This window comes from Vibrio sp. zbq_1 (assembly GCF_043102935.1).
GTDB lineage: Bacteria > Pseudomonadota > Gammaproteobacteria > Enterobacterales > Vibrionaceae > Vibrio > Vibrio parahaemolyticus.
This window is the reverse complement of record NZ_JBICJH010000042.1, coordinates 403,852-420,724: the sequence shown is the minus strand read 5'-3', so window position 1 is coordinate 420,724 and position 16,873 is coordinate 403,852. Positions and strand designations below refer to the sequence as shown.

The window sequence follows — 16,873 nt, the reverse complement described above, 5'->3', positions numbered from 1 at the left end:
AAAAGAGGATGTTATGGCCAAAGAAGTATTAAGAATTGAAAATCTTAAGCAGCACTTTGTATCTGGTAAAGGACTGTTTAAGAAGGGCTACACGATCAAAGCTGTAGACGGCGTTTCCTTGTCGGTTTCAGAAGGAGAAACATTGGGACTCGTTGGTGAATCTGGCTGTGGTAAAAGTACCTTAGGACGTACGATTCTAAAATTGTACGAGCCAACGGAAGGTAAGATTTTCTTTGAAGGCAAAGACATCACAAAGTTCTCTGTCAAAGAGATGCGCTCGTTGCGTAAAGACATGCAGATTGTCTTTCAGGACCCAATGGAGTCACTTAACCAGCGTCACACCATTGGTATGATTTTGGAAGAGCCGTATATCATCCATAAAATAGGCACTCCTGCAGAGCGTAAACAATGGGTGAAAGAGCTGTTGGTGAAAGTTGGCTTGCCTGAAACGGCTGTGAACCGTTATCCGCACGAATTCTCTGGTGGCCAGCGTCAACGTATTGGTATTGCTCGTGCGATAGCACTGAAGCCAAAGCTGTTGATTTGTGATGAATCAGTATCTGCACTGGATGTATCGGTTCAGGCGCAAATTCTCAACTTGTTGCTGCAACTTCAACAAGAAATGAACCTTGCCATCATCTTCATCTCTCACGATTTGTCGGTGGTTAAGCATGTCTCCGATAAAGTTGCGGTGATGTACTTTGGTAAAGTGGTGGAAGCGGGGAATGCGAAAGAAATTTACGCGAACCCACAAAACGATTACACCAAGAAACTGCTCTCCGCGATTCCGATTACCCATCCTAAATATCGCAAGAAAAAGCGTGTGGCAGAAAAAAAGCAGCAAGTGGCGTAAGCCGTGCCACCATCGCATTCAAGAAAACACGCTCCGTTAAATAAACGGGGCGTTTTTCTTATGTATCCTTTTTTATCTTGCATGCTAAACTCAAAGCTTATCTCTTTGGTTTTGCTTGGATAATTGGCTATGCCATCAAATTTACCTAAATCGTTCAGTCGCCCATTTTTAAAGATGTTCCACATCTTAGAAGCGGTTCTGTTGGTCGCTATTACCTTGGCAACTATTTATGCCATGGCTCAAGAGTTCATTCACGTCTTTGTTGAGAAGCGAGTGCTGTTGACGGACATCTTATTGATGTTCATCTATCTTGAAGTTTTAGCGATGGTGCAGCAGTTTGTAATGAACGGTAAGATCCCCGTTCGCTATCCTATTTATATCGCGATGATGGCCATTGCTCGCTACATCACCTTAGGTATGAAAGAGTTGGATGCCACTTTGGTGGTTTGGCTTTCTATTGCGGCGTTTATCTTGGCGGCAGCGACCTTGGTGATTCGCGTTGGACACCACTATTGGCCGTATGTTGACAACCGAACCTTGGAAAAAGACGAATAAAATAAAGCCCCACACTAAGCGGGGCTTTCAATATGTAATCTAAATGTTTTTAGATTATTCGATGTTTTGGATCTGCTCATTGAGTAGCGGCCTAGACCCTAACAAACTCAATGAGTTATCGAAAAGAAACCGTTCAAAAATGCCTGTTTGCCCACCAAACTGCCCACCACTTGCCTCTGGCTTTTACTAAATCTTAGTGGTTAGCAATGGAAAAACAGTGCCGTTTTTATGCTGCTGTTAGGATCTAAAAATAGCAGTTTTGAAAGGCTTTATCGAGTAATTTTTTCAACACTCTACGCACTGATGGATATTATAGTATCCAAGTTCTGTTTTATTTCGCTATAATGGATATAACTGTAACCACTTGGTCTTTGCGGATGAATTTTACCTTACTTGATGATACCGATGTAAGCCAAGCTTATGCGGCTTATTTACGTGAGTTACGCAAGCAGGCAAAGCTGTCACGAGCGGCGCTTGCTGAGCGAAGCTGTGTACCTGCGGCCACCATTAAGAAATTTGAGCTGACCGGGCAAATTTCATTTCGTCAATTGCTGTTGCTATGGCAGACACTTGATTCGCTAGATAGGCTTTATCAGCTCACGCAACTTAGCAAAGAACGCGCTGCTATACCCACGAGTATTGATGAGGTGCTAAAAGATGAGTTTTAAACCGATTCAGAAGCTTAATGTTACTCGTACGCTAAGCTCAGGTGAGCAGATATCAGTTGGAGTCTTGGCGCAGAATCGGCAAGGCGTTTTTTTTCAGTATACTGACGACTATTTGCAGCAGTTTGGCAATTTATCACCGTTTACCTTGCAAGCGAATACGCTAGTTCAAGCCGCACCTAAAGCGCCGCACCAAGGTGTACATGGCGTATTTGGAGATTGTTTGCCCGATGGCTGGGGCATGTTGTTACAAGATCGTATTTTCCGGCAAAAGGGCATCCTACCTAATCAATTAACGGCGATGGATAGACTGGCCTTTGTCGGTGATAAAGGCATGGGAGCGCTGTCTTTTTCTCCGGTGTCTGAGTTTTCAGCCACGACATACGCGGACATTGATTTAGCAACCTTGGGCTTAGAAGCACAAACGCTGTTCGATGCTTCAATGTCAGATTATATGGATGATAATCACGATGAGTTAGATGGGCATACTCAACAGGTGTTGGCCGCATTAGTCGCCGGAGGTAGTTCGGGTGGGGCAAGGCCTAAGGCACAAATTTATATGCCTGCTGGGGAAACTCAGTATTGTCGAACCTTCGCTCAGCTTGGAGATGAGGCTTGGCTGATTAAATTTACTTCTAAAAATCTCGCGCTCGGCCATGAAGAAGGTTTGTGCGAGGCAGTTTATTTACAAATGGCAGAACTTGCTAAGTGTCAACCGCCGCAATGGCAACTCATTGAAGCACCACCTACAAGCGGTGCGTCTGCTTGGTTGGCGCTTAAGCGTTTTGATTATGTCACTGAACAGGCCGACTTAGGCAGAAAGCGCAGTGCAGGTCGATTGCATATGCACAGCGCTTGCGGGCTGCTGGATGCAGACTTTCGAACGCCAAGTTTAGATTACATTGATTTAATTAAAGCCAGCCGTCAGTTGTGTAAATCGCCAGCGGCTGGACAGCTGCAATTTCGCCGCGCCATTTTTAATCTGCTGTCGTCTAATCAAGACGACCACAGTAAAAACTGGGCGTTTTTGCAAGCGGATGACGGTCAATGGGATCCTGCCCCTTTTTACGATGTTACCTACAGCCCGCATCCATTCAACGAACACGCCACTGCTTTCGGCGGTTATGGCAAAGCGCCATCGCTTAAGGTGATGCAAAAACTTGCTACTAGTGCTGGCTTTGCGAATTGGAATGATGCAAAGCAAGTTTTTGAAGAAGTCGCAGAAGCCATCAGCCAATTTACGTATCTTGCCAAGCAACAAGGGATCAGTAAAACAACAGTGTCTGCGATTGCTAAGACATTGGATCAGCGTAAACAAGAAAATGCAGCGCTTTTTCTACAACAATAAGAAGGGACAGTAATGAAGCTCGGCCGAAACGATCCTTGCCATTGTGGCAGTGGTAAAAAATTTAAACGTTGTTGTATGAGCAGCGTTTCCAAGCAACATGCCCAAGTTTTCGATGATGTTGAAGCTATGCTGGCCATGAACCCAAATTTGAGTCTTGATGAACTCAATGCCGCTTTGCAGCACAAAGTGCAAGATCGCAATAATCAGCCTCATCCCGATTTTTGTGGCGTGACGCCAACGCAAATGGCCAATTGGCTTTATGCGCCTTTTGATCAATTACAGTGGGTGACAATCAGCACTCCCGACTCTCTTTCTGCCAGCCCTGTGATGCGTTATCTAGCGCTCATTCTTGATGATGCCATGGCGCAAGAAGGCTCCTTCAAAGCCACAACTAAAGGCAACTTACCGACTAAATTAGTCAAACAGGCCAGTGAGTTATTGCCCGAATTTGCCGTTGCTCAATTCGAACGTAACATTAGTATCAGCGAGTTTGCGGGCAGCAACGAAGACAAGTTTAATGCTTTGCACTACACCCGAGTGCTTGCCGAAATTAGCGGTATTATTTATCGACGTAGCGGCCGCTACCATGTGAAAAAATCAGCGCAAAAGCAGTATCAGGTGTTAGGTATACAAGCATTTTTTAAACCTATGTTAGAAGCCGCCATCAGCAAATATAACTGGGGCTATTTGGACGGTTTTGAGTTTGATGCCGACTTGCGAACCTTTTGGCTGTTTATGCTGTGGCGTATTCAAAGCCACAGTAGTGTAGATCTGCTGGTTGAAGAGGTGAAAGTGGCTTTCCCAGATTTACTACAGGGTTTCCCAGCAGATGATTACTTCTCGCCGGAAAGAAGCTTAAGCATACTCATCGAATCACGGTTTATTGAGCGATTTTTACAGTTTTGGGGATTTGTGACCCTTGATCCAAGAAGTTTTTTAAACACGGAATCTGTTGGTAGGACGGTACAGGTACTGCCTTTATTGAAACAAACTTTTCAATTCACAATAAATACATAACAAGGTCATCGTGAGCGAATATCAATACTATAAATTTGAGCGTCTGGATGGGTATTTAGATGCTAAAGCACGTCAAGCACTCAGGGCCATTTCAAGCCGTGCCGAGATCAGCGCTACGTCCTTTCAGGTGTATTACACCTACAGTGACTTAAAGGCAGAGCCTTTTGAGCTGATGTTAAAATACTTTGATATCGGTTTTTACTATGCCGATTGGGGCTCAATCGATGCCTACATCAAGCTACCAGCAGGAACGCTCCCTGAAGCTTTACTTTGCTTTTCAAGTAATGGGCTTCATATTCACGAAAACGATGAGTGGCAGTTGCTGATTTTTTCCCTTGAGGAGTATGACGAATATTTTGACGATGAGCATGCCGACCAATTTTTCCAGCATTTAGCTGGGTTACGCAGCGGGTTAATGCAAGGGGATTGGCGCCTTGTGTACTTTATGTGGCTCAAAATGTTTGATTTTAATGATGACGTTGAGCGAGTGCCGTTAATTCAATTCGATTTTGAGCACCTTAATGAAGAGGTGCAGGCGTTTGCAGCGCTGTATGATATTCCCTTAGCATTGGTTAAGGCACTCGCCATGGTGCTGAAGGAGCAACCCAGTCACCAAGCCAAACAAACCCAATTTCAGTTTGATTCGTGGCTCCATAATCTCTCGCAAGCAGAGAAAGACACGCTTTTACGCACGCTGTTTGAGCAAGGCCAGCTAACCCGACACCAAGCCTTAGCGCTGACGCGAAAAGAACCCGCTAACACAGACGAGATCTATCAGTATTGGTTAACCCCCGAGGTAATTTCTCCTTTCATTGAGCAAGCGCAAAGTCAATTACAGCAAGAGCAAGCCGCAGCACTCGCAAAAAAATTAGCTATCGAAAAAGCGGAAAAAGAAAAAGCGTTGACGGATATCTACAATCAACGTGAGCACTACTGGCAGCAATCACAAGAGCAAGCGGATCGAACTTGCGCCAGTGGTTACGATGCGGCATCACGCTATCTGCATCAGCTGTTTGAGGCCTATCAGTTCAAAGCTGATGAAGCGGCGTTTGAACAACGCTTTAAGCGCTTTGTTGTGGCGAATAATAGCCGTAAAGCACTGTTAAATCGCTTGAGTGATTTGCTTTAAACGATGAGGCGATAGGCTGGCCAAATGACGTTAGCAAAAAACCGATTGAGGGTTGGTTGAAAGGTTGTAAGCCCACCAAAGGTCTACAAATTGTTACCTATGAAGTCACTTTGTGTAGACCTCGGGGTCTAAGCAACGCGCTTTTACCATCTCTGTGGTAAATACTGCGTGAAATACAAAGGCATCACGATATTGGTTTGCTCTAATGCGGATGAGCCTTGTGTACCCGTTAACTTAAAGGTTTTACTTGGAGTACATTTTTCAACGTAGGATGCCAACGATTTTGCTCTTGTACGTTTACCACTTTTGACCTCCACAGGGACGATATCGCCTTCATCGGTCGCCAAAATAAATTCGATTTCGGCGCGGGCGTCATTCCATGAATAGCTTGGGTCAACGCCAATGGCAGTGAGCTCTTGTTGCACAAAGTTTTCAGCCACATAACCTTTGTATTCATAGTTTTGTTGCTTAATTTCTTTATAACTGCTGCCGAGCATATGATTAAGCAGGCCCACATCAAACAGAAACAGTTTCACCATATTTTCTTTTTTATAGGCCGCTAACGGAGATTTCGGCAATCCTTCAATAGGGTAGTTTGGCAAAGCTAAGCGGCAGCAGTTAAGCCAATGGATCGCGGTTTCAAAATCGCTATAACGAGATTTACGCTCATGCACATGCTTAAATTTAAAGCGTTTAACCGACTCATCGCTGACAAGTGATAGCTGGGCTGGAATGCTATTAAATACCGATTCAATCAGTGTGGCGTCGACCTTGCCCGCGTACTTACCAAAATCGCGGCGATAACCTTCCACTAAATCGGCATGAATTTTTGTGACTTTTTCAACACGCTCTAGAATGCGTGAATCCTTATACTGATACCAAGCAGAAACGGCTTCCGGCATACCACCAGTAAAAAAGTAGTCAGTGAGTTTGTCCATCAATTTGGTGTGTACTGCCGGTGTGCTTGCTTGACTATCAAACGCTTTGATCAGCGCTTGCTCGTTGGATGCGTAAATAAATTCTTGGAAGGTCAGTGGTCGTAAATTGTATTGTTCTACCTTGCCCACAGGGAAGGTGTTGAGCAAACCAATATTCGAGCCGCTGGCAGCGACAAAATAGGACGGTGCTTTTTCAGCAAAGTACTTTAGTGAGGTAACGGCACGTTCACATTCGCCAATTTCATCTAATATCAGCAGATCGGTTTCTGGGTTGAACGCTTGGTTGGTTAACAACTCAATGTTCATTACTAGCTCGTCAGGTGACAACGAGCCATCGAACGCTTCTTTGTAGGCAGGGTTTTCAAGGAAGTCGATACGAAGGATGTTGGCAAAGGTGCTCCCAAATAACTCTTGTAGCAGATAGGTTTTACCTGTTTGTCTTGCACCATCGATCAATAATGGCTTGCGCACCGGTTGATTTTTCCATGCTATTAGGGCGTTTAGTAAGTTGCGCTGCATTGTCATTTCCCGCCAATTAAGACTGTTAACTGCCTGTAGTATAACTCATTCTACACTTTTACGCGCAGAAAAGTGCGGAATTTTACATTTTTATGCGCATAAAAGTGTTTGTCCGTTCTGCTGCATGCATGTTACTCTTTATTTAATTATGAAGAAACGGATTTTATATGAGTAATTTTTGCGATCAACTTAAGGTTAATATTCAGTCCTTAGCAGCCATAGTTCAAGTGATCAGTCATGAGACTTTGCGAATTAGAGCTTATTGTATTCAGGCAGCGGAAGAATTACAGCGTGATCTTTATTTGTGGAATGGCTGTGAAGGATTAAAACGATATAACCCGAGTGATAAGCAGTTTGAAAATGTTGAAGATTTTGAAGGCACCTGTCAACCTTTTGAAATCTTAGATTGGATTAATGAAATATCTAAAAACAATGATTCTCTCGAAAGTATTATTCTGCTTGAAGATTTTCACCATTATTTACATGAACATACTCTTGTTTCTCGATTGCGCTCGTATACTGTTGCAGTTGCTAGTCGACAAATCGAAGGTATTTCGTTAGTGCTTTCACAGCCCATGGAAATGCTTCCAATTGAACTCGAAAAGGAAGTACAAGTTATGCAACTTCCTTTGCCCTCATCTGACGATTTAGTTAAGTTGATGCGCCAAGCTCAGCAACGTTTTCAACTTGATGACAGAGACTATCAAGAAACCCCCGCATTAGTTGAATCCGCTCTAGGGCTCTCAACCAGTGAAGCGCAACTCGCTTTTTCCAAAGTAGCTTATCAATTTAAGCGACTCACTGAGTCAGAAATACCTCATATAATAAATGAAAAAGAGCAAGTCATCCGCAAAAGTGGCCACTTGGAATACTTTCATCCAAAAGCCACTTTAGAAGATATTGGCGGACTTGATAACCTAAAGTCTTGGCTAAACCGCCGAAAACAAGCTTTTACTAAAGATGCCCGTGATTTTGGCTTAGAAACACCGCGCGGAGTTTTATTGCTTGGTTTACCTGGTACAGGTAAGAGTTTAGCTGCTAAAGCGGTTGCGAATGCTTGGCAACTGCCTTTGTTGCGACTGGATATGGGTAAAATTTATGGTGGTATTGTTGGACAATCAGAAGCCAATATTCGTTCAGCCTTGCAAACTGCGGAGGCTCTTGCTCCTAGTATTTTGTGGATTGATGAAATAGAGAAAGGCTTATCTGGCATGCAGAGTTCAGGCGCGACTGATGGCGGCACAACATCGCGTGTATTAGGCACTTTTTTAACTTGGATGCAGGAGAAAGAAAAGCCCGTCTTTGTGGTTGCTACAGCAAATAATATTGCACAGTTACCGCCAGAGTTATTGCGTAAAGGCCGAGTAGACGAAATATTCTTTGTTGATTTGCCGGTTAAGCGTGATCGCAAAGAAATTCTTACGATTCATCTTAAAAGGCGTAATCGTTTAGATGATTTTGTAGACGGTGATCTCGACGCGATTGTTGACGCGACTAAAGGGTTTACTGGCGCAGAACTTGAAGAAGCCGTAAAAGAAGCGATGTTTATTGCCTTTGATGAAGGCCACCAATTAGCGAAAGAAGATATTCTAAAAGCCGTTTCTGCAACGTCTCCACTGTCATTAACCATGTCAGAAATGATTAGTCAAACACGAAAATGGGCCAAAGGGCGTGCGGTTTGTGCAAGCTCTTCACAGCCAGAAGAATTAGAAAATGATTCAAATAATAAAAAACCACGCCTTAAGCAAGAAGGTGAGAACCCGTTTATCTAAGTGAGTTGTTATGGAAAACCCATTTTTTACTGCGTTGGAGATGCAAGGAGCTAAAGCTGCAGCTTTCGACAAGCAAACTAATGATCAATTAATGCCTTTTCGTCATTATTTAGAGAACAGCATTAAAGCGCTTGAGAATAAAGAGGTCAGTTGTAGCTGGTTACCTGTCGGTGGGCAGCGCTTTCGTATTACACCGCAACAACGTATTTGGCAACTTGTGCCTTATACAGAAATAGAAATCATAAATGAGCTGGCTGGCTGGTATCAAATCATTTCTGTTGACGGTGAACAACCAGATGCGGAATTTGATCCAGATGAAATGGATCCAATTATTCAGGGGAAAGGGAAAAGCAAAAGAGAACATGAACTTGCTGAATGCGGATATAAGAAATATCCCGATTTCCGGCTTTATTTACCCAGTATGGAATTAGACGAGGAGCCAGTCTCATGGAGTGGCTACCAATTGGAGCTTAGGCCATTAGCCGTAGAGATTGGCCAGTTGAATACCATTTATGTGGATGGTCAACCTTGCAAGGTTGTTTCTCAAGCCGACGGACGCCTTAAGATTCAAGGTTATGTACAAGCGAGTAGTCACTTATCTATTGATGGTCAAGATATACCATTTTCGGTGGCCAAATCTTTTGATGAGAATTCGCTCAAATCCTTGTCCATCAAGCGCAATAAACAAGGTTGGTTGGTGTTCTCTCTGGAGCGGCCAGCTATCAATGCATGCCAACTTAACGATATTACTCATAAGGCATTAGCTGAGTTGAGCGTGAGTCACTTTAGCGTTGAGGATCTCACGTTAAATGTTGACTCATGGGTAGTTTCAACTGAAAAGAACAGCGTTGTCCTTGAAAGGATAAATGAAGAGCAACGTGTTGCGATAAAAAAAATTAGCTGCCTTGCTTTTCCAGAAATACAGTGGCAAGTGACTCAAATTGAGAATAAAGAAAAATGGATTCAACTTTTCGAAAAAATCGGTTCAGATGATACAGGAAAATCGGATCTCGATTATTTTTTTGACGACAATCAAAACAGCAAAATTCTCGATGCTACTCAGCGCAAACATGACGAGGGTTTTAGAGTTTTAAAAGCGCGACCGGAAGAGCGACAAATTTTATTAGCTCGAAATCAACGAGGTAAAAAAAACCACCAGAGTGAATATCCAAATTCAAATGGTAAAAATCGCGAGATCCGCATCAGTGTCGATACCAGTCAACTACGCCGGCAAAAAGAGGCGCTGAACCAATTGATGTGTCGCCCAGCAAAGGCGCATTGGCCGCTTATTCAGTTATTTCAAGAGCGAAGTCAGACTCTATGGCCTGACGTGACTCCAATACCTGAACAGGGGGTTGAGTGGCAAGTGTTATCAGACCCAGATTTTGATGGTTGTAATAAACAGCGTGAGTTTGTGAGTAAAGCGCTAGCAAGTAATGACTTTACCATTTTGGATGGTCCGCCTGGGACAGGAAAAACAACGACTATTCTTGAGCTCATTTATCAACTAGTGACTAAGGGTAAGCGAGTCTTGCTATCAGCATCCACTCATGCGGCCATTAATAATGTACTAGAGCGAGTTAAAGAAAGTCAGAGTTTAAGTCAAGTAATACATCCCCTGCGAGTTGGTGATGAGAGCAATGCGACGGGTGTTGAAGAGTTTCAGTTCGATAACTTACTAAACCAATACAAATCAGTGGCAGGTGGTTCCTCAATAAGTAAGCAGCTCATGGTTGATTCATCCAATCTGGTTTGCGGCACCACAATCGGTATTCTGCGCTTATTTAATGATAGGGACATAGTGTTAGATGCGGGGGAGCCACCGTTTGATGTCATGATTATCGATGAATGCAGTAAAACGACTTTTCAGGAGTTTTTAGTGCCTGCTCGCTTTGCAAAGCGCTGGGTCTTAGTGGGTGACATTCGTCAATTGTCACCATTTACTGACCGAGAACAAATCGTTGCGAACCTGGATAATTTGATGATAACGCCAGCTCGAGGTAAGAGCAAAGCGCAAACCCTGTCAGCAGATGTACAGCGTGCGTGTTTTTTGTTGGAAGAGCTTAGAGGCTCAAAAGAAACACCTTACTCACAGCCTATGATCCTACCTTTAACTTCTGGGGTTATAAGTGCGATAAAGCAAGAAGTGACTCATAGAAAACAGCAAAAACAGCTCAGTGCAGGTTTGGATAATATCCTTGTGATTCCCTCTCAGCGCCTACCAAATGATCCTCAATGGGTAAAAGATGTTCAAGACATCAAGGCGCAACCATGGCATTTTTATCAGTTTACTCTCTGCTTTGTTGATGAAACAAGGCTGGATGATATTCAGCCTCTCATTCCGCAAGACTGTATTGTCTTACACTCAGGCTGGTGGCGAACGCAACATGCGAGTCAATATTATCGCCAAGGTATAAATACCAAAGCTTTTAAAATCAAAAATAGCGAAATTACAAATAGCCTTGATATTCAAAGCGAATTGTTAGATCGATTTAGCAGTAGTAAATGGTCTGAGGAAGTTTGTTGGCGGTTAGAGCGTGAATATTGGCTGCGTTTATCACAAAATCAAAAGCGAAAAATGGGTTACCTTGAAGAAACCTTACAGCGCCTATTCCCTAAATCTATTGATGTTGATGGCCGTATTCACATGGTAAAAAATATCGCTTTTCCATCAATATTAGAGGCACTCTCTGGTGATGGTTTAGTGAAGCGCAGGAAAGATCAACCTACCACCCTCAACCAAGGTTTTACTGCATGCGAAAAACAACAACGGCACACCACACTAACTTATCAGCATCGTATGCACCCTGAGATAGCTAAGTTCCCACGAACACAGTTTTATCCCCAAGGTATTTTGGTTGATGGTAAATATACCACCAGTGCGCGTGACTGGGATTACTCACGTTATGTTTCGCGTAATATCTGGTTGAATGTGAATGGTCAGACTCAAAAAGGCAATAGCAACCCGCAAGAAGTTGAAGCAGTAATGGCCGAGCTAAAAGCTTTTTGTGACTGGGCTGAAGATAATGCGAAAAATGAAAAAAATGAGCCATACGATGTGGCCATCTTGACTTTTTACAAAGGACAAGAAAAAGCCTTGCGCGATGCGCTGAAAAAGCTACCCGGAAATCAAAGCCGTTATGCTCGTTTTAATTACAAAGGTATAGCCATTAAGTTGGCAACGGTGGATTACTTTCAAGGCCAAGAAGCTGATGTCGTTTTTCTATCCATGGTGAACACGCATCGTGATGGTTTTATGGATTCGCCTAATCGACTCAACGTAGCCATTACTCGAGCCAGATATCAACTTGTTATTGCTGGTAATCATGATTACTTCAGCAACCGCTCACGCACAGAAGAGCTGAAAAATTTAGCGAATTCAGCGCAAGCCTTAGAGACTCATAACTCTAAAAATAGCAGGCATAATTCCAATTACAGGGGAAGTAAAGTTAGTGGCTAAAAATAAAAAACAACCAGCGTCAGCTAAATTAGAGTCGCAAAACCACGTCAGCGAGATTGATGCTAGGTCCTTTTCTTTGACAATGAAAAGATCGGTCATGTTAAAGCGCTATCCTATGATTGCTCAGTTGGCTTTTTTTCGTGAGCGACCTGATTTAGTTTCGCTGTTGACGGCAGTGCAGAATAGTCATAGAGAAATGCCTAATAGGCTTGTCGACTATTTAAGCAGGGAAAAACTGTGGAATAAGACCGATGCTGCTTTAACCAACTTGGGTGAAGAAGTGAAAGCGAGTGGCTACTTCAACACCCAAGAGCGAGGTTTTTATCATATTTGGTATACTGAAAGCGATCCTCTTTTTGGCACAAGACCTATTTTTATTCAAAGAGATACGGCTTTTTTTGAACCGAAGCAGACTATTTGGAAGAAAGGGAGCGACGCTAAAAACTCACAGTTTAAATTTGAGAATACAGAACAGCCGCTTGATATTCAGGTTTTGGAAGAAATGCTACAAAGCTCCTCCACTCGGTTGGAGCCCTCGTTATTAGGCCTTGCTGGATTAACCCCTGAAGTTATTTGCTCACCAGAAAAAGAGGCGACGATCCAGCTGAGTTGGCAACTGGGTTTTTCCACTTCTTCTTTAATGTTACAAGGGCAAATAGAGACCTTGCAGTTTAGTAACAACAAAGGAGGTAACCAACCGTTTAAGCTAGAAATGTCGCTAAACGGGTTTGATGAGCATTTTGCTGACGTGATGGAAGTCATCGCTCAAAAATGTAATGGCATTTGGCATCAAGAGAGCCAACGAGTCGCAGTGGAACTGGAAACTATTAAACGTGATGCAAACGCGGTACAGCGATTTGTGTTAGACAAGGTTTCACAAAATAATTTGACGTTAGCGACTGGAAACTATAGCCAATGGGAAGCGTTCAATTTGCCTATTAAGCCTATAAACCAACAAGATGCGAAAGCTTGGCATCTCCATTGGTTAGATAATTATTATAGTGATTCATACCAGCCAAGCGCATCGGCTCGTAAGCAGCAGGCGACTTGGCTCGATCAGGATGCATTGCAACACTATGAATTACCTCTGTATCACCCACAGAACTTACTGGCAGAATTCGCGCGCGACAAGCAGCCTAAAGCATATTGGCATGCAGCGGCGTTGGCTGATTTAACCCCATCAAACAGCAAAAAATTACACTTACCGATTAATTTAGTTGAGGGCGATAAGCTGGTTTTAGCTAACCTTATGCATCAACTTACTGGTGGTGAGCATGTGGAATCCGTTATTTATTCAGATCGTTATGTGCATACCTCTCGGCAAAGTCGAAACTTAGCCGCAGTCGCGCGTTGCTTTGGTGATGCGCAAGGTCAGTTGTTAACGTTAGCGGCTCAAAAAGGGCCGGAAGCTAAATTACCTGCTAATTGGCAGAAGCGAATAATTGAAAAGAGAAATGAAAATCATGGGCGATTTTGGATTTTTATTGGCCAAAACCAAGTGACTTGTTGGGAGTGTACTAGTGGGCTTGATTTTATTAAAGAGCAAGAAGGCTCTTACTTCATCGATGGGTATCCTACCTTTATTCCTAAAGAGCGATCTGAACTTCCGCAATTTTTACAGCAACACATAAGGCGCACAGCCGCCGAGTTACAAAGCATGGAGGTTGTCGAATGATGGCTAAACTCACCACCAGAAATGAACGATTTCAAATAGATTTTACACAGCAGCCACTGTCCAACTTTTTTTACCAGCAATCTGGAGATAGTGAATTATTTAAGTCGTTACTCAGAATAGATAACGCATGGCTAGCTAAATTCATCAATCAAGCACGTTTAACCTTGCTAATTGCTTGTGAATCAATAAAAGACCTGACAGTAATTAAGCTGCTGCAAAATCAGGCCGATAAAGGCGCTCGTATCTATCTGTTATTAGGTGACGAAACCCAAAGTAAGACGGCGATTGATATGTTATCTGGCCGATGCTTGATCCGAACTGGAATTAAGCAGCAAGGAACTTTGATGCTGCGCGATCATGTTACTCTCCAAGCGCAAGGTTTCTTGTTGACTACCAATGATGTGTTTGTTGATGACCAAGCTCATTCCCGAGCTATTGAGTTAGAGTCGATGCAACGAGAAGACAGCTATCGCAGTTTTTGTAAGTTATTTTGGGAGCAAGCAACTCATGAATACCTTGAGCATAATAAGCAGCAAAAAGCAGTGGTAAATCCAGATAGCAATATCGTTCCCAATCATTCGCATCATCTTTATGGCACCTTACAAGCGTGCTTAACGGATTCGTTCTCAAGCTTAAAGGCTGCGAGCGGCTCAGATTTCAATTCGTCAAACACACCATCAAGGCTATTACTGTCAACAGATTCAAAATTTATCGACAGAAAAGCAAATGATGGAGTAGCGTTAACAGAATCAAATATCCCCAATATCTTATTTTCAGATGATGGTGACTGGCTATTACCTGATACGCCTGACTTTTCAGTGACCAACTGGTGTCTTAAGTTATCTGCCAGTCAAAGTAAGCAAATGACAGCAGCCTTTGAGCAGGCACATGATAACGCTGCGTGGCAGTTCAAACTCAATGCTACTTTGGGTGATATTCCGTCACAACAGGCCGTGCGCTTTGGTGATCATCCACAAAACATATTGACCGTTGAGTTATTAAGAAGCGAACGGTTAAATGATGTTTTCACTGTTACTATTGACGATTTTTTTGCTAAATCGGCTGATGAGCTTGCCAGAAACTCGACGCAATGGCGACGTGACCGTCTTGCTCATTACATGGACTTTAGCGTCAAAATACATCCCCCATATTGCCCATTGGAAGCAAAAAAAGACGCTTTGTATCAAGATTGGCAGCACGCTGAAGATAATTGGCAGCGAAGCTTGTCAACACTTGAATCGTTGCAAAACACGATTAATCAACAGCAAAAGAGCATAGCCGATTCGCTTAAAGAATTTATTAAAGGTTTTTTACTTGGGCAAGGGCAGTCGGCAAAACAATTCGAAAAAGAACTTGAAGCGTTAAAAGCGTGGTCAGTCACAATGGCAACACCAGCTGAGCGCGAAGCATATCGTAAACGTCTCACTGATTTTCAACAAGGTATTCAGCAGCGAATGGCTGAGACTTCAATGAAGTTACATGAAGCGAAACAGCATCAGAATTGGGAAGCTAAAAAATCGACGTTAAAAAGAGAGTTAGCCGAAAAGACAGCCGTTGCAGAACAAAAACAGGCAACCTTTAAGCAAAAGAATGACGGACGAGAAGACGCGCTTAAGCAAGCTGAGCTACATTTTAAAGCGAGTTGGCAAAAGGCATCGGCCAGTTTAAATGAAAAACAATTGGAAGAATTAGTCATACCAACTGATGAAGCACCTCAAGTGAATGCATCATTATTACCTGAGGATAAACGACGTGCGCTTTCTAATATGACGATACTCCAAGCTAAAAGCTGGAAAAACACCATAAAAGAAAAAGTTTGGAAAAATAACTACCAAGCCTTTGCAAAAGCATTAAATAATGTTGATGAAGCAAGTAAGAAAATCGAACGAGATGTTCAAGATGCAAATAAAGCGTTTGAGCAAAGCCAATTACAACGCAAACAAGCAGAGCAAGCACTGGAAGATCATGGAGTCGTTTTTACTTACCAGCCCAATCAACCCTCAGATGCGTTAGATAAACAATTAGGGCTGAAAGAGGCTAATAAAGAGCAAGCCAAATTTGTTTGGCCTGCTGAAGAATTACCATCTAACCAAACTGAGTTACGTCAATATAAACAACAGCGCTATCTCATTATTGACAAAAAAGAGCAGCTTGAACAAGCCCAAAAAGACGCGGCTCGTCTCAATGCCAAAATTGTGTGTGATAAGGAGGCTGTGGATGCCTGAGCAAAAAATAGTGATCACTATCGATGATGATGGAGCCATAACAGCCAAAACCGCAGGATTTAAAGGTGAAAGTTGTTTGGAAGCGCTTGATGATTTGCTCGATCTGAATGGTGCTGTTGGGGAGGTAAAAAAAACTGACGAGTATCATCAATTACAAGCGGTTAAAAAAGCGTACATCCAAACCATTAAAGGGAGGTCTTAATGAGTGCAGTAATCAAGACGACCACCCCGTTTGCTATTGAAACGGTTTTGATTAAGGCTTTAGCAGCTCTAGGTGCAGAGCCGCTTAAAGTCGATGCATCAAATATCAGGTCTTTAAAGCACAATGGCGGTGTACAACTTGGCGATATTTTTACAAATCGAAAAGATTATAACGGAATTCAGCATTTTCGTTTTGAGCAAGGGCGTTGGATGTTACGCCATGATTCAGATGAAATGAACGGACATATTACCGCTTCAGCCATGGCATCACGCGAATACATCTCTGTGCAAAAGTTTCTTACCTTGCTGAGTAAAGAGTATGACGTTATCTACCAAGACTATTTACAAGAACTTGCCGAACAAGAGCGACTTAGATTAGAAGAGCAACGCAAAGCAAGAGTGGAGGCAACCCGCTTACAGGCGATTGAAAAAGCTAAATCACAAGGGTATTCGGTTAAGGAAACCCGCAACAGTAAAGGGCAAATACAACTCGTTTTAACCCGCATGGTTTAGAGA

13 protein-coding genes are annotated in these 16,873 nt (G+C 42.9%); 12 read left to right on the top strand and 1 reads right to left on the bottom strand.

Features of this window, described 5'->3' with window-relative positions; genetic code table 11:
• The first annotated feature begins 13 nt into the window (after positions 1-13).
• The 6 genes from ACF8CV_RS21695 to ACF8CV_RS21670 all read left to right on the top strand — a co-directional run bounded on the left by ACF8CV_RS21695 (position 14) and on the right by ACF8CV_RS21670 (position 5,567).
• Positions 14-853: an ABC transporter ATP-binding protein gene (locus tag ACF8CV_RS21695; protein WP_005458953.1), complete on the top strand. Its 840-nt coding sequence runs from the start codon at positions 14-16 to the stop codon at positions 851-853.
• Between the two features lie 129 nt (positions 854-982).
• Positions 983-1,408 (top strand): phosphate-starvation-inducible protein PsiE, encoded by a 426-nt coding sequence (locus ACF8CV_RS21690; RefSeq protein ID WP_005458957.1) that lies wholly within the window; start codon positions 983-985, stop codon positions 1,406-1,408.
• A 377-nt stretch (positions 1,409-1,785) separates the two neighbouring features.
• Entirely contained in the window at positions 1,786-2,076 is a 291-nt protein-coding gene (locus tag ACF8CV_RS21685) for a helix-turn-helix transcriptional regulator (RefSeq protein WP_001011876.1), read from the top strand.
• Entirely contained in the window at positions 2,066-3,421 is a 1,356-nt protein-coding gene (locus ACF8CV_RS21680; RefSeq protein ID WP_392417544.1) for a type II toxin-antitoxin system HipA family toxin, read from the top strand. The genes ACF8CV_RS21685 and ACF8CV_RS21680 overlap by 11 nt, the downstream gene beginning before the upstream one ends.
• Before the next feature lie 12 nt (positions 3,422-3,433).
• Complete coding sequence (locus ACF8CV_RS21675; protein ID WP_392417541.1) at positions 3,434-4,438, top strand: YecA family protein; 1,005 nt, start codon at positions 3,434-3,436, stop codon at positions 4,436-4,438.
• Positions 4,439-4,448: 10 nt separating this feature from the next.
• Positions 4,449-5,567 (top strand): hypothetical protein, encoded by a 1,119-nt coding sequence (locus ACF8CV_RS21670; RefSeq protein ID WP_392417539.1) that lies wholly within the window; start codon positions 4,449-4,451, stop codon positions 5,565-5,567.
• A 143-nt stretch (positions 5,568-5,710) separates the two neighbouring features.
• Here ACF8CV_RS21670 and ACF8CV_RS21665 read toward each other — a convergent pair whose 3' ends face one another.
• On the bottom strand, positions 5,711-7,024 hold the full coding sequence (locus tag ACF8CV_RS21665) for an ATP-binding protein (RefSeq protein WP_392417538.1): 1,314 nt from the start codon (positions 7,022-7,024) through the stop codon (positions 5,711-5,713).
• A gap of 167 nt (positions 7,025-7,191) precedes the next feature.
• Here ACF8CV_RS21665 and ACF8CV_RS21660 point away from each other — a divergent pair, with 167 nt between their 5' ends.
• From ACF8CV_RS21660 to ACF8CV_RS21635, 6 genes are read left to right on the top strand one after another with little or no spacing between them, the layout of a single operon-like run.
• Positions 7,192-8,796, top strand: coding sequence for an AAA family ATPase (locus tag ACF8CV_RS21660; RefSeq protein WP_222774669.1), 1,605 nt, complete (start codon positions 7,192-7,194; stop codon positions 8,794-8,796).
• Between the two features lie 10 nt (positions 8,797-8,806).
• Positions 8,807-12,256 (top strand): AAA domain-containing protein, encoded by a 3,450-nt coding sequence (locus ACF8CV_RS21655; RefSeq protein ID WP_392417534.1) that lies wholly within the window; start codon positions 8,807-8,809, stop codon positions 12,254-12,256.
• Complete coding sequence (locus ACF8CV_RS21650) at positions 12,249-13,931, top strand: hypothetical protein (protein WP_392417531.1); 1,683 nt, start codon at positions 12,249-12,251, stop codon at positions 13,929-13,931. The genes ACF8CV_RS21655 and ACF8CV_RS21650 overlap by 8 nt, the downstream gene beginning before the upstream one ends.
• Positions 13,928-16,156 carry a hypothetical protein gene (locus tag ACF8CV_RS21645; RefSeq protein WP_392417529.1) on the top strand — a complete coding sequence of 743 codons (2,229 nt, stop codon included), beginning with the start codon at positions 13,928-13,930 and terminating at the stop codon, positions 16,154-16,156. Before ACF8CV_RS21650 ends, ACF8CV_RS21645 begins: the two co-directional genes overlap by 4 nt.
• Positions 16,149-16,358, top strand: coding sequence for a DUF2997 domain-containing protein (locus ACF8CV_RS21640; RefSeq protein ID WP_207804365.1), 210 nt, complete (start codon positions 16,149-16,151; stop codon positions 16,356-16,358). Before ACF8CV_RS21645 ends, ACF8CV_RS21640 begins: the two co-directional genes overlap by 8 nt.
• Positions 16,358-16,870 carry a hypothetical protein gene (locus ACF8CV_RS21635; RefSeq protein WP_392417526.1) on the top strand — a complete coding sequence of 171 codons (513 nt, stop codon included), beginning with the start codon at positions 16,358-16,360 and terminating at the stop codon, positions 16,868-16,870. The genes ACF8CV_RS21640 and ACF8CV_RS21635 overlap by 1 nt, the downstream gene beginning before the upstream one ends.
• Positions 16,871-16,873 lie beyond the last annotated feature (3 nt).

Excerpts from the sequence above, each read along its gene's own strand:
- ACF8CV_RS21695 (WP_005458953.1), top strand. The coding sequence starts at position 14 with ATGGCCAAAGAAGTATTAAGAATTGAAAATCTTAAGCAGCACTTTGTA.
- ACF8CV_RS21690 (WP_005458957.1), top strand. The coding sequence starts at position 983 with ATGCCATCAAATTTACCTAAATCGTTCAGTCGCCCATTTTTAAAGATG.
- ACF8CV_RS21685 (WP_001011876.1), top strand. The coding sequence starts at position 1,786 with ATGAATTTTACCTTACTTGATGATACCGATGTAAGCCAAGCTTATGCG.
- ACF8CV_RS21680 (WP_392417544.1), top strand. The coding sequence starts at position 2,066 with ATGAGTTTTAAACCGATTCAGAAGCTTAATGTTACTCGTACGCTAAGC.
- ACF8CV_RS21675 (WP_392417541.1), top strand. The coding sequence starts at position 3,434 with ATGAAGCTCGGCCGAAACGATCCTTGCCATTGTGGCAGTGGTAAAAAA.
- ACF8CV_RS21665 (WP_392417538.1), bottom strand. The coding sequence starts at position 7,024 with ATGCAGCGCAACTTACTAAACGCCCTAATAGCATGGAAAAATCAACCG.
- ACF8CV_RS21660 (WP_222774669.1), top strand. The coding sequence starts at position 7,192 with ATGAGTAATTTTTGCGATCAACTTAAGGTTAATATTCAGTCCTTAGCA.
- ACF8CV_RS21655 (WP_392417534.1), top strand. The coding sequence starts at position 8,807 with ATGGAAAACCCATTTTTTACTGCGTTGGAGATGCAAGGAGCTAAAGCT.
- ACF8CV_RS21645 (WP_392417529.1), top strand. The coding sequence starts at position 13,928 with ATGATGGCTAAACTCACCACCAGAAATGAACGATTTCAAATAGATTTT.
- ACF8CV_RS21640 (WP_207804365.1), top strand. The coding sequence starts at position 16,149 with ATGCCTGAGCAAAAAATAGTGATCACTATCGATGATGATGGAGCCATA.
- ACF8CV_RS21635 (WP_392417526.1), top strand. The coding sequence starts at position 16,358 with ATGAGTGCAGTAATCAAGACGACCACCCCGTTTGCTATTGAAACGGTT.